Below are 20,022 nucleotides of genomic sequence, written 5' to 3' on the forward strand. Positions count from 1 at the left end.
TTCATGCCTTCCACAGTTCAAAGATCGTGGCGTTGGCCATGCCGCCGCCTTCACAGATCGTCTGCAGGCCGTAGGTGATTTCATTGCGCCGCATGTGGTGGACGAGGTCTGCCATGATCCGCGCACCCGAACCGCCCAGTGGGTGGCCGATGGCGATCGCGCCTCCGTTGGGGTTGACGAGATCGGGATCCGGTTCGATCTCCTTCTGCCACGCTCCGAGGACGGACGAGAATGCCTCGTTGACCTCGAATGCGCCGATCTCCGAAAGCGGAATCCCCGAACGCTCGAGCACCTTGCGGGTCGCAGGAATCGGTCCGGTCAGCATGGTGATGGGGTCAACACCGACAACGGCAGAGTGGATGATCTTGACAATGGGCGTCAGCCCCAGCTCTTCTGCTTTCTCGGGAGTCATGATGAGCAGGGCAGCAGCACCGTCGGAGATTTGAGAGGCGTTGCCTGCGGTGATGCGACCGTTCTCTCGGAACGGAGCCGACAGCCCCGCGAGGATCTCCATCGTCGTGCCGGGACGAATCCCCGAGTCCACGGAAAAGACCTCTTCCTCGTGCTCGTCATCGGCAGGAACGGTGATCGGGATGATGTGCCCCTCGTGACGACCGTCGGCGATGGCGGCAGCCGCACGCTGATGCGATCGCACGGCGATCGCATCGAGGTCCTCACGACTGAGGTTCCACTGCTCGGCGATCATCTCCGCGCCCACGCCCTGGGGCACAAGCGTGTCCCCGTAGCGGTCGGTGATTCCGACAGCGGTGGCGGGATCTCCAGGCCCGTTCGCGACGGAAGAGAACATCGGCACACGACTCATCGACTCAACGCCTCCGGCGACCACAATGTCGTAGTGGCCGGCCATGACACCGGCCGCTGCGAACATCACCGTCTGCTGCGAGGAACCGCACTGGCGGTCGACGGTAGTTGCGGGGACGCTCTCCGGCCACCCAGCGGCGAGCACCGCATAACGGCCGACGTTCATCGACTGTTCGCCGACCTGACTAACACAGCCCCAAATGACATCGTCTACCAGGCTCGGATCGATGCCAGAGCGCTCGGCGAGCGCAGTGAGAGTGGCTGCGGCCAGATCGACCGGATGAACCCGCGAGAGCGGGCCGTTCTTGCGCCCAACAGGGGTGCGGACTGCTTCAACGATGACAGCTTCACGCATGGGGACTCCTTCAGTCAGTTTGGATGGCCGACAGCGGCCGGGATCGTGGCGAGATTTCGAAACGGCGATGCGACTTGCCAGAGAGGCCCGGCCACAGAGTCGTATTCGCATAGCGCACCGCGCTCGAGGATGTGGGAATCAGAGCTCACATCCTGCGGGTCGAGCACGGGGCTCACACACGTGTCGTCTTCCACCAGGATTTCCACCCAGTGCGCCTGCGGTTCGGTGGCGATGACAGCGCCAAACTCTGAGATCAGCGTGGGGTCATGCTGTCGCACCAGCCATTCTTCGCGGCCCAGCAACTGGACGGTCCGCTGCCAGAACTTCGGCTCGATCGCAGCGACGGCCAATGAACGACCATCTGCGCAACGGTAGATCTGATAACAAGGCGACTGGCCGTCGAGAGGGGTCTCCACTTCGACGTCGAGGGAGCGTGCGGCGAGCGCCTCCACCACCTGCATGCCGCCGAGCGCGAGGGCGGCATCGGCGAGTGAAAGATCGACATGTGCGGGCGTTCCGTCCTGGCGTGCGCGTGCGACACCAGAGACGATCGCCAGAGCGGCGAGGATTCCGCCGGTCACATCCGCTTGCAAGACTCGCGGGACGGTCTCGCCTAATAGGCCCGCGTATCCAACGAAGTTGAGGTCATGCCCGGCCGTCGCAGCGCGCGGACCGCTCTGTCCGTAGCCCGACAAAGACACGTAGACCAGCGAGGGGTTGATCGCGGCGAGGTCACGGAAGCCGATGCCGAGGCGCGCTGCCACTCCGGGGCGGAAGCTCTCGATTACGGCATCCGCGTCTGCAACGAGCGATCGCACCAGGGCGAGATCCGCTTGCTGCTTGAGATCCGCGCGCACCGAGTGCTTGCCGCGGTCCATGTACTGGTGCTGTGCTGACGAATCTGCGCCGACCTTCGGCTTGAGATGACGTGTGTCGTCTCCACCGGTCGGGTGTTCGATCTTGTGGACGGTTGCGCCCAGGTCCGCCAAGAGCAGGGTCCCCGTCCCACCGGGCGCCATGCGCGTGAAATCCACGACGGTGACGCCGTCGAGAGGACGCCAACTAACGAGGGTCATCCGTTGACCTCCTGATGTTCATTGCGAGAATCTTCTACCGATCATACGGTAGATTTATTACGGATCAACCCCGGCAGGACATCGTCGTCCCGCCAAAAGAGGAGATGGCATGTCCGATCGTCCCCGCTCTCAAGACCCGTTCATCAAATTAGCCCGCTTCACGGATCAGACTGTGATCGTCACCGGCGCCGGTTCCGGAATAGGTCGGGCGACAGCACTGCGCATTGCCCAGGAAGGCGGCCGCGTGGTCGCCGTCGACATCGCCGCGGAACGCCTGTCCGACCTTGTCGCAGAAGCCGCTGGCGGCGATCTGATCACCGTTGCCGCCGACATCACAGATGCCGCCGAGATCGCTCGCGTGGTCAGCGCCGCAGGCGATCGGATCGACGCACTCGCGAATGTCGCTGGAGTCATGGACGACATGACCCCGGTCGGCGAGGTATCGGATGCCGTGTGGGAACGTGTCTTCGCTGTGAATGTGGACGCACCGATGATGCTGATGCGTGCGGTCATCCCGCGCATGGTCGAACAAGGCAGAGGGTCGGTGGTGAATGTGGCATCGGAAGCGTCTCTGCGAGGATCGGCAGCGGGTGTCGCGTACACCGCTTCCAAACATGCAGTGATCGGTCTCACTGTCAGTAGCGCCTACATGTATGGCCCCAGCGGCATCCGAGTGAATGCAGTCGCGCCCGGCCCCGTGCGTACGAACATCCAGACCACGTGGGGATCAGAGCTGGGCAGACAGCGCGTCCGCGCCTCGTACCCGATCATCCCTTTGGGTGTGGACGCAGACGTGCTCGCCACTCCGATCACGTTCCTCCTGAGCGATGAGGGCGCCAATATCAACGGCGTCGTCCTCCCCAGCGACGGCGGCTGGTCAGCCGCTTGAGCCCATTACGACCATCACGATCGAAAGGCACACCATGGCAAACCTCACGTTCAACTTCAGCGGACGCACCGTCATCGTCACCGGCGCCGCGCGAGGAATCGGCTTAGAGGTTAGCCGCGCATTCGCGCTGGCCGGCGCTGATGTCGTCATGGCCGACTTCGACGCAGACGTGCTCACCGAAGCAGCCACGGACGTCGGCGGAATCGCCGTACAGGCCGATGTCAGTCGAACCGACGATGCCGAGCGCGTCATCCAGACGGCACTCGAGCATACCGGTCGCGTGGACATTCTCATCAACAATGCCGGCATCCTCCGCGACCGTATGCTGTGGAAGCTCACTGACGAGGATTGGGAGTCCGTTCTGGCCGTCCATGCCGGTGGCACATTCCGCTTCAGTCGCGCCGTCGTTCCGACGATGCGGGCCCAGGGCTACGGCCGCATCATCAACGTCACCTCGTTCACGGGCTTGCACGGCAACCTCGGTCAGGCCAACTACGCGACGGCGAAGGCTGGAATCATCGGATTCACCAAGACCGCAGCCAAGGAGCTCGCCGGCTTCGGGATCACCGTCAACGCGATTTCACCTCAGGCGGCGACTCGAATGACCGCTTCGATTCCCGAGGAGCGTATTCCCGAACTAACGGGACCGATCGCACGGTTCGCGGCTCCCGCTGAGATCGCTGGAGCGATCGAATTCCTAGCCGCTGAGGAGTCGGGCTTCATCACCGGTGCCGTTCTCCCAGTAGATGGAGGTATCTCGATGTGATCTTCAGAGTGTGTCAGTGACAGCCACCACCTCTCACTTCACGACGGCTCTCGCGAAACGCATTGGGCAGAGGCCTCAGTCCCCGTTCTGTGAACTACTCATCAGCCCGCCGCTTCCTCAGCCCGTTCCTGCACCTCGAGCGCCGCGGTGTCCGGCTCGTACTCGTCAATGTGCCGCTCGCCCGGGCCGTTGTACGCCGACAGTGGGCGGATCAGCGCGTTCGAGGCCTGCTGCTCGAGAATGTGCGCCGTCCAACCGGTGATACGCGCCGCGATGAACAGCGGCGTGAAGGTCAGAGTGTCGTAGCCGATGAGGTTGTACGCCGGACCAGACGGGTAATCGAGGTTCGGGTAAATGCCCTTACGCGAGACGAACTCGCTCTCGAGCTTGTCGTACAGCTCGGCAACATCCGGGCGGTCGTAGTGCGCGACCAACGTGTCGAGCGCCGCCTTCATCGTCGGCACGCGCGAGTCGCCACGCTTGTACACGCGGTGGCCGAAGCCCATGATCTTGCGCTTCTCAGCGAGTGCGGTGTCCAGCCAACCCGAGACCTCCGAAGCAGATCCGATCTCATCGAAGATGTGCATCACGGCTTCGTTGGCACCACCGTGCAACGGCCCCTTCAGCGCACCGATCGCACCGACCACAGCCGAGTACAGATCGCTCAGCGTCGAAGTGATCACCCGCGCCGTGAACGTGGAGGCGTTGAAGGAGTGCTCCGCGTACAGGATCATCGAGCGGTTGAACGCGTCGACGACGACAGGAGCTGCCTCTTCACCGAAGGTCAGCCACAGGAAGTTCGCCGCGTAATCAAGGTCGTCACGAGACTCGACAGCATCCAGCCCACGACGACGACGCTGGCCGTACGACACGATCGCCGGCAGCGCGGCGAACAGCTTAAGACTCCGTTCAAGGTTCTCCTCCGGGGTGCCGACGGCATCCAGCACGTTGCTGATCCCAGCCGTCTCGATCGCGCCGATCACGCTGACCGCGGTGCGCACCTCGTCCATCGGGTGCGAGTCGATCGGCAGACGGTCGATCGCTTCTTTCACCGCGGGAGAAAGCGCACGATTCGCGCGCTCGGTGGCGCGGAAATCTGCCAACTCGGATGCCGTGGGCAGCTCACCATGCCAGAGGAGGTACGCGACCGCCTCAAACGACTGCGTAGCCGCCAACTCCTGCACCGGGTATCCCCGATACAGCAGACTGTTCGTCTCGGGATTGACCTTACTGATCGCCGTCTCATCCGCGACGACCCCGGCGAGGCCCTTCTTGATGTCGTTGTCAGCCATTGTTCACTCCTTCGTGATGGTGAAGTTGAAGACGCCCGAGTCGAAGTGATTGTACGACTCGTAGTCGATCAGGTCGTAGAGATCGGCGCGGTGCTGCATCTCGCCGAGCTTCGAGGTCAGGTGCCCCTCGTCCAGAAGCGTATCGAGTGCACGGCCGGTCGCGCCCATCGCGATGCGCAGCATCGACACCGGCCAAATGACGATGTTCACACCGACATCACGCAGCTCGTCGACGCTGAACAAGTCGGACTTCCCGAACTCTGTCATGTTCGCCAGGATCGGCACATCAACCGCAGCGCGGATCGCCGCGAACTCCTCCAGCGACCGCATCGCCTCGGGGAAAATCGCGTCGGCACCGGCATCCACCAGCGCCTTGGCGCGGTCTTTCGCCGCCTCCAGACCATCGACCGCGGCGATATCGGTGCGCGCCATGATCAGGAAGTTCTCGTCCCGTCGCGCATCGACAGCGGCCCGGATGCGCTTGACCGCCGTATCGGAGTCGACCACGGCCTTGCCATCGAGGTGGCCACACCGCTTGGGATTGATCTGGTCCTCGATGTGGGCGCCGGCAAGGCCTGCATCCTCAAGTTCCTGGATCGTACGAGCCACGTTCATTGGCTCGCCGAAACCAGTGTCGGCATCGATGATCGCCGGAAGATCGGTCATCCGCGCGATCTGCTTGCCGCGCCCGGCAACCTCGGTGAGTGTCGTCAGCCCGATGTCGGGCAGTCCCAGGTCGGCGGAGAGCACAGCGCCCGAGATATAGACACCCTCGAAGCCCTTCTGCTCGATGAGCCGCGCCGAAAGCGGGTTGAACGCACCGGGGAAGCGCAGCAGCTCACCGGAAGCGAGCCGCTCGCGGAACAGCCGCCGCTTCTCCGCCGGAGTGGTGTGGGAGTACAGCATCAGCGAACTCCTTCCGTTTCGGCGCGCACAACTCCTGAGAAGTTGCCGGCACCCCCGGGGGCGCCCCCGGAAAAACGCGGCGCACGCGCGCCGGCGCCAAATTTTTCAGGAGTTGTGCGCGGGGCAGGCGAGAGACTACGCATCAGAACAGCCCCGTGGTCGTCGGCTCGTCCTCCACGACACCCGGCTTCGCGATGATCGAGAGCTCTGCGACCTCTGCCGCGGTCAGCTCAGGCAGGCGCTGAACGAGCTCGAGGAACCGCTCGATCTCGGCCTCTTCCAGAACAGGAGAAGCCAGCAGACGGAACTTCGCGATGTAGTTCTCGCGCACGAACGGCCGCGCACCCAGCGGGTGAGCATCAGCCACAGCGATCTCCTCGATCACCTTCGAGCCATCCTTGAGAGTGATCTCCACACGCCCGCCGAAGGCCTTTTCGCTGATGTCGTTCGAGTGGTAGCGACGGGTCCACTCGGCATCTTCGAGCGTGGTGACCTTGTTCCACAGCTCCACGGTGTCGGCACGGCCGGCACGCTCAGGAGCATAGGAGTCGACGTGATGCCACGAGCCATCCTGCAGCGCGACCGTGAAGATGTACGGAATCGAGTGGTCGAGTGTTTCGCGCGATGCGGTCGGGTCGTACTTCTGCGGGTCGTTCGCCCCGGAGCCGATCACATAGTGGGTGTGGTGGCTGGTGTGCAGAACCACAGATTCAATCGCAGCGGTGTCGATGCCGTCATTGTGCAGCTTGCGCGCCAGGTCGATCCAGGCCTGCGCCTGGTACTCGGCGGAGTGCTCCTTCGTGTACGTGTCGAGGATCGCGCGTTTGGCCTCGCCAGCGGCGGGCAGCGGCACCTCGTATGCGGCATCCGGGCCGTCCAGCATCCAGGCGATGACGCCGTCTTCGCCCTCGTAGATCGGTGACGGGCTCGTCTGCCCGCGCATCGCACGATCGACTGCCTCGACGGCCATCTTGCCGGCGAACGCCGGAGCGTGCGCCTTCCACGTCGAGATCTCGCCCTTGCGGCTCTGGCGCGTGGCGGTGGTGGTGTGCAGCGCCTGGCTGACCGCCTGGTAAATCGTGGCCGCGTCGAGGCCGAGCAGCGTGCCGATACCGGCCGCGGCCGAGGGGCCGAGGTGGGCAACGTGGTCGATCTTGTGCTTGTGCAGGCAGATCGCCTTCACCAGGTCGACCTGGATCTCGTAGCCCGTGGCCAATCCGCGCACCAGCGCGCGGCCGTCACTGCCGACGTGCTGCGCGACGGCAAGGATCGGCGGGATGTTGTCGCCGGGGTGTGAATAGTCCGCGGCAAGGAACGTGTCGTGATAGTCAAGCTCACGCACGGCCACGCCGTTCGCCCAGGCTGCCCACTCGGGGCTCGTACGACGCTCGAGCGGGGCACCGAATACGGTCGCGCCGTTTCCACCGGTGGATGCCGGGTGGCTGAAAGCCTGGTCGCGAGCAGACTTGATCGGAGCGCGCGTGAGGGATGCCGCAGCAACCGAGGCGTTGTCGATGATCCGGTTGATGATCATGTCGACGACATCCGCGTCGACCTCAACGGCGTCGGTCGCGACCTCGGCGATCTTCCAGGCGAGCTGCCCTTCGCGCGGCAGGTCTTCTTCACTCTTGTAAACGCGGACGTGGTGGTTGACGGTCATGACTGTCCTTCACTGTCGGAGGGGAGGGATTCCAAGATGCTGGTGAGAGCGTTTCGCAGATGCACGTGCGTCGCGTGCGCGGCGAGATCGCCATCGCGCTCGGCGAGTGCCTCGGCGATGAGGCGGTGCTCGGACACCGAGGCGATGAGTCTGGTCGGATTGTCGCGCGACAGCCGGCGCACGCGCACGAGGTGCGTGCGGACGGTGCGCAGGGCCGCAGCAATGTATCCGTTGTCGACGGCCGCATCAACGGCGCGATCGAAACGCGCGATGAGCGCGTAGTAGTTGTCGCGGCCGGCCTCGATGTCAAGGGATGCCCCAGCTTCGGCGAACTCGGATGCCAGGGCGGCGAAGAGCGCCGCATCCCCGCGCACGGCGGCCAGGCGAGCAGCGGACTCTTCCAGCGCACGACGGATCTCGAACAGTGCACGAATGTCGTCGGCATCGATCCCGGTGACAACGGTCACACGCGGAGATTGCTGCTCGACGAGGCCGGCGGCGCTCAGCTGTTGCAGGGCTTCGCGCAGCGGAGTGCGGCTGACGCCGAGGCGAGCAGCCTGCTCGACTTCTGCCAAAACAGTGCCGGGCGCAAGCTCGCCAGATTGGATCTCCTCCAGCAGCGTCGCATAGGCGCGATCGCTTGCCCGGGTTCGCTCGACTGTGGTGCTCACATGGCTAGTGTATACACAAATGGCAAAGAAAGGCCCGTTTGGGCATTCACTCCCTGCGGAACGTATACAGATGCCCGCAGGCTACCCCGTCGCCTCCAGCGGAAACACGAGCAACGATCCGGACGCCGTCGCCACCACACGCCCCTGCGCGTCGACGACTTCGCCCTCCGCGAAGCTCACCCGCCTGCCGGGCTTCGTGACCCGGCCAACACAGGTCAGCGGACCACTCCCCTTCATGACCGGGCGCAGATAGTTCACCTTGATCTCGATCGAGGTGTAACCGGTCCCCGCGGGCAGCAGTGTGTGCGCGGCGCATCCGAGCGCTGAGTCAAGCAGTGTGCAGACGAACCCGCCGTGCACGGCGCCGATCGGGTTGTAGTGCGACTCGTCCGGGCGTGCAATGAACGTCACGGTGCCGACATCCACTTCTTGCAGTTCCATGGCGATGTGCGCAGCGATCGGAGCACCGGGGAGCTCGCCTCGCTGCATCCGGCGCAGGTACTCGATTCCATCGAGTTGCGGCAGCGCCGCCATCCCGGCATCCGTGTCCTGCCAGCGGACCACGGTCTCGTGCTCGGCCATGTATTGCTCCTCGATTCGCGCACCGTTGACTGCGTTTCTCGACGCTAGCCGAGAAACGCAGCCCCTGCTGCGTGGACCGAGTGCGTCCGAGCATCCGCGAGCTCAGCCGGCGTCAGTCACCCCTTCATACAGACCAATCGAGTTGCCGTCAGGATCGACGATGACGGCCCACCAGCTCGTCTCGCTGATCGGCTGCTTCTCCATCGCGATGGTCGCGCCGGCTTCGACGGCCCCGGCGACGGTCTCATCGATCGAATCGACTTCGACATAGGAGCGCGGCTGATCGAAATCCGCACTGCGCGGCGCCAACCCTCCCCCGCTGATCTGATTAGGCGCTTGCCACATCGGGTAACCCTCGAACCCGGGTATCTCGGCGATCTTCCACCCGAACAGCCCCGAGTAGAACGCCTGCGCCCGGGCCATATCGGTCACCGGGATGTCGATGTGCGTGATGTCTCCGTGGGCCATTTCCCTGTCCTCTCTGACGACATGTTTCCGGGCCCGATCGGACACCGGTGCGGCCAGTCTCATCCCGCTGGCCGACGAGTTCAAGGGGTATTTGGGAGGGGCGGCACGAGAGGATTGCGGCCCTCCCGGTAGTGTTGTCGCCTGAGTAGGAGGCCGTCCGTGAACAGAAGAAAGCCGCTCCCGGTCGACCCGATCGCTGAGGCGAAACGTCAGTGGACCGCCCACGGTTGGGGAAATGCGGCCACGGGAATGTCTGCCGTGACATCGGTCATGCGGACGCAGCAGCTTTTGCTCGGTCGCATCGAAAGAACTCTGAAGCCGTTCGAACTGTCTTTCGCGCGCTTTGAGATGTTGAGACTGCTCGCTTTCACGCGCGAAGGCCGGATGCCGTTGGCCAGCGTGATCTCACGTTTACAGGTGCACCCGACAAGCGTCACCAACACAGTGAATCGGCTCGTTCGGGATGGTTTGGTGAAGCGTGAACCTCATCCCGAGGACGGCCGCGCTGCGCTCGTATCACTCACTCCCCCGGGACGCGATCTGATCGAGCGCGCCACTGTCTCACTCAATGAGGTGTTCGTGGACCCGGGCCTCTCGGACGAGGACACTACCGAGCTCGTCCGGTTATTGGCGCGTTTCCGTAAGCAGGCTGGCGACTTCGCCGATCCGACACCTCAACCCGAACCGCTTTAGGTGGAATGTGATCAGCGATTGGTGAATTCCGGAGCGCGCTTGTCACGGAATGCTGCCATGCCTTCGGTCTGGTCATCCAACGCGAAGGTCGCGGCGAACGCCTGCTTCTCGAACCGGAGACCTTCGGTCAACGAGGTCTCCTGCGCCGCCTGCAACGCGCTCTTCGCCGCGTACACGACCGGAAGCGACTTCGATGCGATTGTCGCGGCGACCTTGCCAGCTTCAGCCAAAAGATCATCCGCGGGGACGATCCGTGAGACGAGTCCGGCCCGCTCTGCTTCCTCAGCACCCATAAGTCGCCCGGTCAAGACGAGCTCGGCAGCCTTGTATTTGCCGATCGCGCGTGGCAGACGCTGTGTGCCTCCGATACCAGGGATCACACCCAGATTGATCTCGGGTTGACCGAACTTCGCAGTGTCGGCCGCAAGGATGATGTCAGCCATCATCGCCAGTTCACATCCCCCACCGAGCGCGAAGCCGGCGACGGCAGCGATTACCGGAGTGCGAAGGCGGCCGAAGTCATCCCAGCTGGCGAACGGATCATTCAGGTACATGTCGATGTACCCTTGGTCAGCCATCTCCTTGATATCCGCGCCAGCAGCGAACGCCTTCGCCGACCCGGTGATGACAATGGCGCCGATTTCGGGGTCCGCGTCGAACGCCTTCCCCGCAGTGACGATCTCACGAATGAGAGTGGAGTTCAGCGCGTTCAGCGCTTCGGGACGATTCAGCGTGATCCAGCCGACTCGGCCTTTGGTTTCAACGATGACAGATTCGTAGTCGGACATGTATTGCTCCACTCAGACGTCGGTCGCCGCGCTCTGGGCACGGATGGTGTTGATGATTCCAGAGAAATCTTGATTGGCTCCATCGCCGTCCGCGAACGCCTTGTATATCTCGCGTGCGTGGCGGCCGAGCTGTGCGTCGACGCCGGTGAGGTCGATTGCGGATTCGGCAAGCCCCAGATCTTTCGACATGAGCGCACCGGCGAATCCAGGTTGGTAGTCCTTATTCGCCGGACTCGTCGGAACCGGTCCAGGAACTGGACAGTTCGTGGTCAGCGCCCAGCACTGCCCAGACGCGTTGGATGCGACGTCGAACAGCGCCTGGTGGCTGAGCCCGAGCCGCTCGCCGAGGACGAACGCCTCGGCGACGGCGATCTGCGAGATGCCGAGGATCATGTTGTTGCAGACCTTCGCGGCCTGACCGAGTCCGGAACCGCCGCAGTGCACGATCCGCCCACCCATGACCTCGAGGATCGGCTGAGCCGCAGCGAAGTCCTCCTCGCTTGCCCCGACCATGAACGCCAATGTGCCGTTCTCGGCGCCGACGACGCCGCCCGAAACCGGAGCATCTGCCGCACGGTGACCGGCAGCCAGCGCAATGTCGTGCGCCTGCCGCGCCTCGTCCACCGCGATCGTGGAACAGTCCAGAAACAGTGTCCCCGGCTTCGCCGAAGCGAGCAGGCCGAGCGTGCTCTCATCGCCCTGGTACGCAGCGATCACGTGGCGTCCGCTGGGCAGCATGGTGATGACGATGTCTGCTTCGGCAACGGCAGAGTTCGCGTCTGCGGCGATCTCGATGCCGTTTCCGCGCGCAACATCAAGCGCTGCGGGCATCGGATCGAAGCCGAAGACTCGGTGCCCGGCCTTCACGAGGTTGGCGGCCATGGGGCCGCCCATGTGGCCGAGCCCGAGGAATGCGATGTCTGACATGGGTGCTCTCCTTCAGTGAACGCCGGCCGCAGCCAGCCCGAGTTCATGATCGTCAAGTGGTTGGAAGTATGAGTCGATCTCCGGGGTACCCTGTTCTGCCAACGGCTGCCACTGGGGGTTGCGATCCTTGTCGATCACCTGTGCGCGCACACCCTCAGCGAAGTCCGGCGCCGCATGCGCACGACGCGACACGCGGTACTCCTGATTCAGGGCCTGTTCCAGGCTGGCGAAGCTCTCGGCACGGCGCAGCGACTCCAGGGTGATCGCGAGGGCGGCGGGAGATTTCCCCATCATCGCGTCGGCGGCTTTGTCGGCGTCCGCATCGCCTGCGGTGCGCAGTCGGCCGATGATCTCGGCAACGCTTGCCGCCGAAAACGCATCGTCGATCCAGCCGCGTGCGGCAAGCAACGGCGGCTCACCGGCATCCGCTGCGAGTAGCATGATCGCCTCACCAGCATCAATGCTCTCCAGCGCGCGAAGAAGTTTCGGGATGCTGTCGGACGGCACGAACGTGTCGCTGAGTCCGATCGCGATCGCATCCGCAGCGCCCACCGATCCAGCGGTGAGCGCGACGAACGTGCCGAGCTGACCGGGAGCGTGAGACAGCAGCCAGGTGGCGCCGACATCGGGAACGAATCCGATGCCGACCTCCGGCAGGCCGAGCTTGCTTCGCTCGGTGACGACGCGGTGCGATGCGTGCGCCGAGATGCCGATCCCCCCGCCGAGAACGATGCCGTCCTGGATCGCGACGATCGGCTTCGCGTAGCGGGCGATCTGCGCGTTGAGGTGGTACTCGTCAAACCAGAACTGCGCCGACGCGGCGCCGTCACCAGACACCGCATCCTGGTAGAGGCTGACGATGTCTCCGCCGGCGCACAGCCCGCGCTCCCCCGCCCCCGTGATGGCGACCGTTTCCACCGTGTCGTCGTCGGCCCACTGCGTCAGAGCATCGCGCATCGCGCGCACCATGTCGTGGTTGAGGGCGTTGATCGCGCGGGGGCGGTTAAGCGTGATCAGGCCGAGCCGACCACGCTGTTCGAGCAGAACTTCGGCCTCGACAGCGTCCGCAGTCATCGGGCACCCGCCAACAGTTCGCGGCCGACGATGAGCTTCATGATCTCGTTCGTGCCCTCCAAGATCTGGTGTACGCGCAGGTCGCGCACGACCCGTTCGATGCCGTACTCGTGAAGGTATCCGTATCCGCCGTGCAACTGGAGTGCTTCGTTCGCGACTCGGAAACCGGCATCCGTAGCGAAGCGCTTTGCAAGGGCGCAGGCGGATGCCACATCCGCCGACTTGTCGTCCATCTTCGTCGCCGCGCGCTGCAGCAGAGCGCGGGCCGCCTGCAGATCGGTCTCCATGTCGGCGAGGGTAAAGACGATCGACTGATTCGCGGCCAAGGGTGCGCCGAATGCTTCGCGCTCCTGCACATAGGCAGCGGCCCGGTCGAGCGTCCACTGGGCGCCACCGAGCGAGCAGGCACCCATGTTCACGCGTCCGCCGTTGAGACCCTTCATCGCTATTCCGAAGCCCGCGCCTTCGTCGCTGAGCCGGTTGCCGACGGGCACCCGGACATCCTCGAAGATGACCTGACGGGTGGGCTGCGCGTTCCAGCCCATCTTCTTCTCGTTCGGCCCGAAGCTGAGCCCGGGAGCATCGGCGGGGACGAGGATCGCGCTGATGCCCTTGGCGCCGCCTCCGGAGCCTGTCGAAGGGTCGCCCGTGCGTGCCATCACCAGGTAGACAGCTGACGAGCCCGCTCCCGAGATGAACTGCTTCGTGCCGTTGAGCACATAGTCGTCGCCCTCGAGTCGTGCCGAAGTCGTGATGGCGGCAGCATCCGATCCTGCGCCGGGCTCGGTGAGGCAATAGCTGCCGAGGTCGGTCATGGCGACCAGGCCGGGGAGCCAGCGTTCGCGCTGCTGTTGATTGCCGAACTCGTCAATCATCCAGGCGACCATGTTGTGGATGGAGATGTACGCGGCGATCGTCGTGTCGCCCTTGGCGAGCTCTTCGAAGATCGCCACGGCGTCGAGGCGTGACAGCCCGGAGCCCCCGACGTCCTCGCGGACGTAGATGCCCCCGAGCCCAAGTTCGCCAGCCTCCTGCAGCGTATTGGTCGGGAAGTGCTTCTCAGCGTCCCATTCGGCCGCGTTCGGCGCCAGGCGCGCGGACGCAAAGTCGCGTACCGCGTCGACGAGCGCTGCGCGCTCTTCTGTGGTCAGCGTCGCATCCATGATCAGTGCATCGTCGGGATGACGAAGCTCGCGCCTTCCTTGAGATCGTGTGACAGCCACCGACTGGTCACTGTCTTGGTCTTCGTGTAGAAACGGAACGAGTCCGGACCGTGCTGGTTGAGGTCGCCGAAGCCGGACTTCTTCCAGCCACCGAAGGTGTGGTACGCGATCGGCACCGGAATCGGCACGTTCACACCGACCATTCCGACGTTCACGCGCGCACTGAAATCTCGGGCGGCGTCGCCGTCACGGGTGAAGATCGACACCCCATTACCGAACTCGTTGTCCGAAGCCATGGCAAGCGCCTGCTCATAGTCGTCGGCACGGGCGATGAACAGCACCGGACCGAAGACCTCTTCCTTGTACACCTTCATATCGGTGGTGACGTTGTCGAACAGCGTCGGGCCGAGGTAGAAACCGTTCTCGTAGCCTTCGACCGTGTAACCACGGCCGTCGGCGAGGAGCGTCGCACCCTCGTCGATACCGGTCTGGATGTAACCCTCGACGCGCTTCAGCGCATCGGCGGTGATGAGAGGACCGTAGTCGACGCCCTCGGCGAGAGCGGGGCCGATTTTCAGCGCCTTGACGCGTTCGGCGAGCTTGGCCGAGAGCGCGTCCGCCGTCTCCTTCCCGACCGGAACGGCAACCGAAATCGCCATGCAGCGCTCACCGGCCGAGCCGTAGCCTGCGCCAATGAGAGCATCCGCGACCTGATCGAGGTCAGCATCCGGCATCACGATCATGTGGTTCTTCGCGCCACCGAAGCACTGCGCGCGCTTGCCGTTCTGCGCTGCCGTCTCGTAGATGTACTGCGCGATCGGTGTTGAGCCGACGAAGCCGACCGCCTTGATGCGGTCATCATGCAGCAGCGCGTCAACCGATTCCTTGTCGCCATTGACGACGTTCAGCACACCGGCAGGGAGGCCCGCTTCGAGGAACAGTTCCGCGATGCGCAGCGGCACCGAGGGGTCACGCTCGCTGGGCTTGAGGATGAAAGAGTTACCGGCGGCGAGCGCCGGGCCCATCTTCCACAGCGGGATCATCGCCGGGAAATTGAACGGGGTGATGCCAGCGACGACCCCAAGAGGCTGGCGCATCGAGTAGACGTCGATACCGGCCCCTGCGCCGGTCGAGTACTCACCCTTCAGCAGGTGCGGAGCACCCACGGCGAACTCGATGACCTCGACACCGCGCTGGATGTCGCCGAGGGAGTCGGCGTACGTCTTGCCATGCTCACGACTTAGGGTCTTCGCGAGCTCGGGGGCGTCAGCATTGATCAGCTCGATGAACTTCATCAGCACACGGGCGCGCTTCTGCGGGTTGGTAGCACCCCAGGCGACCTGCGCCTCTTCGGCGTTCGCGATCGCGGCTTCGACCTCTTCTGTCGTTGCGAGGGGCACACGCGCCTGCACCTCGCCCGTGCTGGGGTCGAAGACGTTCGCGAAACGTCCGGACGTGCCAGCGACATGCTTGCCACCGATGAAGTGAGTGAGTTCACGAGTCATTGTGAAAAGTCCTTTCGCGGTGCCTTCGTTGCATCGCATACTTAGTGGTTCAAAGCATATAGTAGGAAGCCCAAGCAATGCCAGTCGGGGCGCAATCATGCGAGCAAAATGTTCGCCAGCATCAGCACCGGAAGGCACCCGATGGTCGTGAGCAGGATGGCATCTCGCGCAATACCGACGCCGACGCCGTAGTTCTCGGCGTAGTTGAAGACGTTCTGCGCAGAAGGCAGAGCAGCGAGCACCACCACGATGAATACGTCCTCGGCAGGAAGCTGGAGCAGCGGCCCCGCGAGCAGCCAGGCGGCGAGGGGCATCACGAGCAGCTTCAACACCGTGGCCAGGATCACGTCGCGTCGATGATCGACCGCCCCCAGAAGTCTCTGACCCGCCAGCGAGAGACCGTAGCTGATGAGCAGCACCGGAACGCAGGCGTCGGCCAGCAACATCGCGGGCTCCAGCACGATCGGCGGCATCGAGACACCCGACAGCGAGACCAGCACACCGACGATCGAGCTGAACACGATCGGGTTCATCAGCGAGCGCAGCACGACTCGTACGAGCGAGACTCGCTTGCCCGTCGTCGCCTCGAGAACGAACAGCGAGATCGGTGTCAGGATCAGCACCTGGAACAGAATCACCGGCGCGGGGTACGCGGCACTGCCCAACAGGTACAGCGAAAGCGGGATCCCGATGTTGTTCGAGTTCACGAATCCCGTCGCAAGCGCGCCGATGACGGCCTCCCCCGCGGGCCGTCTCCACACGAGCTTCGCGACGGCTAGATAGACCGCCACCACGAAGATGGCCGCGACCGCCGAGACCGGAAGCAAAGACGAGAACAACAGCTGGGTGTCAGCCTGGGACAGCACCACGAACAGCAGGAACGGCGCCAGCACGTAGAAGGTGAGTCTGGTAAGCACTCGGCCCGCATGCGGGCCGAGTAGGTTGGTTCGCCCGAGGACGTAGCCGACCATGACTGCCAGGACGACGACGGCGAATCCCGTCAGCGTCTCAACCACTAGAGGAGGCCGGCCACCCGCGGAAGCCAGAGAATGATCTCGGGCACCACGAAGTAGATCGCTGTGAGTGCAAGATCGAGAATGACGAACGGCGTGAGGTAGCGGAAGACGCTTTCTGCTCGGATGCCGGTGGCCGAGGAGATGATGAAGGCGTTGATGCCGATCGGCGGCGTGATCAGCCCGATCTCGATCATCTTCAGGACGAGGATACCGAACCAGATCGGGTCGAATCCAAGGGTGAGCACGATCGGGCTCATCAGCGGGACCGTGATGAGCATCGCGGTCAGGCCGTCGAGCACCGCTCCGAGCGGCAGCAAGATGAGGAGTAGCATCGCGATGACAAGCGCGGGTGGAACATCGAGGTCACCGGCCCAGGTGGTCAGCGCCCGGGGCAGGCCTGAGAGAGTCAGCATGTAGCCGAACATCGCACCACCGACGATCAACAGGAAGATCATGCCGACGACACCGACCGTTTCGCGCATCGAGACGGCGAACACCTGGAAGATCGAGGCACGCTTCTTCTTCACCTCCACGACCATGATGATCAGGGATGCCACCGCGCCGAGCGCTCCGGCTTCCGTGGCGGTGAAGTAGCCGCCGTACATACCGCCGACGACGATCGCGAAGATGATGATCGCATAGACGATCCCCATCGCATCGCTGTGCACGAAGCGGGCCAGCCCGCGCCGCTCACGAGGTGCCACGATCGTCTCGGTGCGCATGACCGCACGCATCTCAGCCGTGGAGCCCCACGCCTCGTCGAGGCTGCGTGCCTTCGCCCGCGGCGCTGCCTGAGCCCCGCCGAACCGTGGGTCGTTGGTACGCGCTCCGCGCATCGCACGCACGATGACGAAGCCCATCAGGATGAGACACGACAGCACGCCAGGAATGATGCCCGCGAAGATGAGGGCCGCAATACTGACCTCTGCCGTGATTCCGTAGAGCACGATCGCGATCGACGGCGGGATCAGCGCAGCGAACGCACCAGCGGCAGCAACGACGGCCGCCGCGTACTCGCGCTTGTATCCGTAGCGCCCCATCTCCTGCACCGAGATCCGGCCGAAGGCCGCGACATCGGCCGCACTCGATCCGGAGATCCCCGAGAACATCGTGGTTGCGCCGACCGCGGTGGCGGCGAGCCCACCGGGGATCCGTCCGATCACCCGGTTGACGGCTCGGTAGATCGCGCGTCCGATTCCCGCATTGGCTATCAGACAGCCCAGCAGGATGTACATGGGTATGACGAAGAGAGCGTATTTCGCCGTGGACGTGTATGGAGTGGATGCCAGCACGCTGGCGATGTTCGCTGATGCGCCCATGAGGATCAGCCCGACGACGCCGGAGCTGATCAGCGCAAGAGCGACTGGCATCTCGAGTGCGATGAAGATGAAGAGGGCGGCGACGGCGATTCCTGCCGCAAGTTCGGGGGTCATGAGAGTTCCTCGGCGATCGGCGAGTCAAGCAGGTCTTCGAAGGGTTCGCGCTCACGACCGACAACGCTGGCGTATTTCGATACCTGCGCGACGAGAAGGAAGATCAGGACGAGCGCAAGGCACACAAGGCCAATCGGGATGGCGACGCGTGCGGGCCAGATCGGCACACTGATCAAACCGAAGCGATACTCGGCTGTCTGCACGGATACGATCGCCTTCTCGATCGTGACCCAGGTGAGCCACCCGACGATGACGAGTGCGCTGATGAGTCCCAGCGTTCGCACGATTCGCGCTGCCGCCTCCGGCAGGCGATCGGTGAGCAGAGTCACGCGGATGTGCTGGCCGTCTCGTCCCGAGGTCATCATGCCGAAGAACACGGTCGCCACTAACACGATCTCCGTGATTTCGATCACTCCAGGGAGACCGCGACCCGTGAGTGTGCGCGAAACGACATCAACGACTGTGGCGGTCATGAGCACAAGTACTCCGGCGCTCGCTACTGTACGCAGGATCGGTTCAATCACGACGATTGTGCGCTCGAGCGCGCGTGCAATGGCGGTGGGGCTCCACCGCTCCACCGGCGCCGCGCTGTCTTTTTGTGACACCGTCTACTCCTCATCGAGTCGGTTGTGATCCTTTCTCCGCACAAATCGGCTGAGAAAAACGCCGTCGGAACGGCCGTCAGAATGACGTTATCAAAAAAGTAGGTGTTCGACCACCAAATATCGTACGATGAGCCAACAGCACCGGATCAGCCGGGTGCACCCGAACATGACAAAGGAGTCACCATGCAGTCCTCCCCCGCGATACAGCGCCTCTTCCTGGCTGGCGCAGTCACTACCTCAGCAGTCCTCGCACTGGCGGGATGCAGTTCAGCCGGCAACGCGTCCGGCGATGTCGGCGGGTCCTCCGACGGAGCTGTCGCCCCGCTGTCGCTGAAGTTCACCAGCTACGCCAGCCCGACCGCTCCGATCAGCGTGGCTCTGCAGCAATCCTTTGACGAGCTGTCCACGTCCACCGACGATGCCGTCAAGGTCGAGCCCTTCTGGTCTGCCTCACTGATCAGCGCACCGGACGGACTTGCGGGCGCCACGGACGGGCGGACGGACATCGCGCTGATCTCTGCGGCCTACACCCCCGCTGAGATGCCGCTGAGTCAGGTGCTCGGGGTTCCATTCATCGCTCCGGACTCGGCCAGCGCTTCCCTCGCTCTTGCCGACCTCTACGAGACCAGCTCCGCATTTCAGAACGAGTTCCATGCCAATGGTGTTCACCTGCTGGCCGTCATCACCCCGGGCGAGAACACGATCGCAACGACGAACCCGATCGAAGGCCCCGAGGACCTTGACGGGCTGCAGTTGCGCGCTGCGGGGTACACCGCGAACGCAGTGCAGGCTTGGGGCGCGAACGTACAGGCACTTCCAGCCACAGATATGTATGAATCGATCGAGCGTGGCCTTATCGATGGATACACATCCTTTGCGTATGAGAACGTCGCGGCTTTCGGCCTGAACGAAGTTGCAACCAATATCGTTGACCCGGGCACCGGCCCGTATATCTCTTCCTACATCGTCATCAATAAGGCACTGTGGGATGGCTTCTCCGATGCTCAACGCGAGGCGATCACTGCGTCCTATGAGAACCTCGCCGACTGGAGTTCCGAGGCCACGCTCGAGGTTGAAGCCCAGATCTGTGACGTGCTCCTCGACAATGGCGGCAGTGTGACCGTCTGGGATGAGAAGACCGTCGAGAAGTTCCGCGACAAGATCGGTGACAGCATCCTTAAAGAATGGGAAGCGACGGCGGAAGCTGCTGGCACTGACCCCGAGGCATTCCTTGACCAACTGGACGCAGCCCTCGCAGGGGTCGGCGACCACGAACGTCAGACCGGACTGCAGGAGTGCGCAAGCCGCTGATTCGGAAACGAGGTCGGGCC

At 63.7% G+C, this 20,022-nt stretch carries 20 protein-coding genes; 4 read left to right on the forward strand and 16 right to left on the reverse strand.

Annotated elements, in window-relative coordinates; all coding sequences use genetic code 11:
- Position 1: 1 nt before the first annotated feature.
- Together ACSU1L_RS06560 and ACSU1L_RS06565 are read right to left on the reverse strand one after the other, a co-directional pair.
- Positions 2–1,177, reverse strand: a complete 1,176-nt coding sequence (locus tag ACSU1L_RS06560) for a thiolase family protein (protein WP_439255148.1) — start codon at positions 1,175–1,177, stop codon at positions 2–4.
- Between the two features lie 14 nt (positions 1,178–1,191).
- Positions 1,192–2,253: a CaiB/BaiF CoA transferase family protein gene (locus ACSU1L_RS06565; protein ID WP_439255149.1), complete on the reverse strand. Its 1,062-nt coding sequence runs from the start codon at positions 2,251–2,253 to the stop codon at positions 1,192–1,194.
- 109 nt (positions 2,254–2,362) lie between these two features.
- On the opposite strand from ACSU1L_RS06565, the gene ACSU1L_RS06570 reads away from it, so the two are divergent.
- On the forward strand, positions 2,363–3,142 hold the full coding sequence (locus ACSU1L_RS06570; RefSeq protein ID WP_439255150.1) for an SDR family NAD(P)-dependent oxidoreductase: 780 nt from the start codon (positions 2,363–2,365) through the stop codon (positions 3,140–3,142).
- Positions 3,143–3,176: 34 nt separating this feature from the next.
- Positions 3,177–3,908 carry a 3-oxoacyl-ACP reductase family protein gene (locus ACSU1L_RS06575; RefSeq protein WP_439255151.1) on the forward strand — a complete coding sequence of 244 codons (732 nt, stop codon included), beginning with the start codon at positions 3,177–3,179 and terminating at the stop codon, positions 3,906–3,908.
- A 101-nt stretch (positions 3,909–4,009) separates the two neighbouring features.
- Here ACSU1L_RS06575 and ACSU1L_RS06580 read toward each other — a convergent pair whose 3' ends face one another.
- From ACSU1L_RS06580 to ACSU1L_RS06605, 6 genes are all read right to left on the reverse strand, one after another.
- A complete protein-coding gene (locus ACSU1L_RS06580) occupies positions 4,010–5,200 on the reverse strand; it encodes a bifunctional 2-methylcitrate synthase/citrate synthase (RefSeq protein WP_439255152.1) in 1,191 nt (396 codons plus the stop codon).
- 3 nt (positions 5,201–5,203) lie between these two features.
- On the reverse strand, positions 5,204–6,106 hold the full coding sequence (prpB, locus tag ACSU1L_RS06585; RefSeq protein WP_438253963.1) for a methylisocitrate lyase: 903 nt from the start codon (positions 6,104–6,106) through the stop codon (positions 5,204–5,206).
- A gap of 142 nt (positions 6,107–6,248) precedes the next feature.
- Positions 6,249–7,766, reverse strand: a complete 1,518-nt coding sequence (locus ACSU1L_RS06590) for an MmgE/PrpD family protein (RefSeq protein ID WP_439255153.1) — start codon at positions 7,764–7,766, stop codon at positions 6,249–6,251.
- Positions 7,763–8,437: a GntR family transcriptional regulator gene (locus ACSU1L_RS06595; protein ID WP_439255154.1), complete on the reverse strand. Its 675-nt coding sequence runs from the start codon at positions 8,435–8,437 to the stop codon at positions 7,763–7,765. The genes ACSU1L_RS06590 and ACSU1L_RS06595 overlap by 4 nt, the downstream gene beginning before the upstream one ends.
- Before the next feature lie 81 nt (positions 8,438–8,518).
- Positions 8,519–9,019, reverse strand: a complete 501-nt coding sequence (locus ACSU1L_RS06600; protein ID WP_439255155.1) for a PaaI family thioesterase — start codon at positions 9,017–9,019, stop codon at positions 8,519–8,521.
- 102 nt (positions 9,020–9,121) lie between these two features.
- Complete coding sequence (locus ACSU1L_RS06605; RefSeq protein ID WP_439255156.1) at positions 9,122–9,487, reverse strand: VOC family protein; 366 nt, start codon at positions 9,485–9,487, stop codon at positions 9,122–9,124.
- Between the two features lie 159 nt (positions 9,488–9,646).
- Here ACSU1L_RS06605 and ACSU1L_RS06610 point away from each other — a divergent pair, with 159 nt between their 5' ends.
- Positions 9,647–10,180, forward strand: a complete 534-nt coding sequence (locus ACSU1L_RS06610; protein WP_439255157.1) for a MarR family winged helix-turn-helix transcriptional regulator — start codon at positions 9,647–9,649, stop codon at positions 10,178–10,180.
- A gap of 11 nt (positions 10,181–10,191) precedes the next feature.
- On the opposite strand, the gene ACSU1L_RS06615 is transcribed toward ACSU1L_RS06610, so the two are convergent.
- From ACSU1L_RS06615 to ACSU1L_RS06650, 8 genes are all read right to left on the reverse strand, one after another.
- Positions 10,192–10,968 carry an enoyl-CoA hydratase gene (locus ACSU1L_RS06615; RefSeq protein WP_439255158.1) on the reverse strand — a complete coding sequence of 259 codons (777 nt, stop codon included), beginning with the start codon at positions 10,966–10,968 and terminating at the stop codon, positions 10,192–10,194.
- Positions 10,969–10,980: 12 nt separating this feature from the next.
- Complete coding sequence (mmsB, locus tag ACSU1L_RS06620) at positions 10,981–11,895, reverse strand: 3-hydroxyisobutyrate dehydrogenase (protein ID WP_439255159.1); 915 nt, start codon at positions 11,893–11,895, stop codon at positions 10,981–10,983.
- Between the two features lie 12 nt (positions 11,896–11,907).
- Positions 11,908–12,969 carry an enoyl-CoA hydratase/isomerase family protein gene (locus ACSU1L_RS06625; protein WP_439255160.1) on the reverse strand — a complete coding sequence of 354 codons (1,062 nt, stop codon included), beginning with the start codon at positions 12,967–12,969 and terminating at the stop codon, positions 11,908–11,910.
- Positions 12,966–14,132: an acyl-CoA dehydrogenase family protein gene (locus ACSU1L_RS06630; protein ID WP_439255161.1), complete on the reverse strand. Its 1,167-nt coding sequence runs from the start codon at positions 14,130–14,132 to the stop codon at positions 12,966–12,968. The genes ACSU1L_RS06625 and ACSU1L_RS06630 overlap by 4 nt, the downstream gene beginning before the upstream one ends.
- Positions 14,133–14,134: 2 nt before the next feature.
- Positions 14,135–15,637 (reverse strand): CoA-acylating methylmalonate-semialdehyde dehydrogenase, encoded by a 1,503-nt coding sequence (locus ACSU1L_RS06635; RefSeq protein ID WP_439255162.1) that lies wholly within the window; start codon positions 15,635–15,637, stop codon positions 14,135–14,137.
- 95 nt (positions 15,638–15,732) lie between these two features.
- Positions 15,733–16,653 (reverse strand): AEC family transporter, encoded by a 921-nt coding sequence (locus tag ACSU1L_RS06640; protein ID WP_439255163.1) that lies wholly within the window; start codon positions 16,651–16,653, stop codon positions 15,733–15,735.
- A complete protein-coding gene (locus ACSU1L_RS06645) occupies positions 16,653–18,086 on the reverse strand; it encodes a TRAP transporter large permease (protein ID WP_439255164.1) in 1,434 nt (477 codons plus the stop codon). The genes ACSU1L_RS06640 and ACSU1L_RS06645 overlap by 1 nt, the downstream gene beginning before the upstream one ends.
- A complete protein-coding gene (locus ACSU1L_RS06650) occupies positions 18,083–18,691 on the reverse strand; it encodes a TRAP transporter small permease (RefSeq protein WP_439255165.1) in 609 nt (202 codons plus the stop codon). The genes ACSU1L_RS06645 and ACSU1L_RS06650 overlap by 4 nt, the downstream gene beginning before the upstream one ends.
- A gap of 183 nt (positions 18,692–18,874) precedes the next feature.
- On the opposite strand from ACSU1L_RS06650, the gene dctP reads away from it, so the two are divergent.
- Positions 18,875–20,002 carry a TRAP transporter substrate-binding protein DctP gene (gene dctP / locus ACSU1L_RS06655; RefSeq protein WP_439255166.1) on the forward strand — a complete coding sequence of 376 codons (1,128 nt, stop codon included), beginning with the start codon at positions 18,875–18,877 and terminating at the stop codon, positions 20,000–20,002.
- The last annotated feature ends 20 nt before the right edge of the window (positions 20,003–20,022 follow it).

It is taken from the genome of Microbacterium sp. A94, assembly GCF_051842855.1.
In the GTDB taxonomy this organism is placed as follows: Bacteria; Actinomycetota; Actinomycetes; order Actinomycetales; family Microbacteriaceae; genus Microbacterium.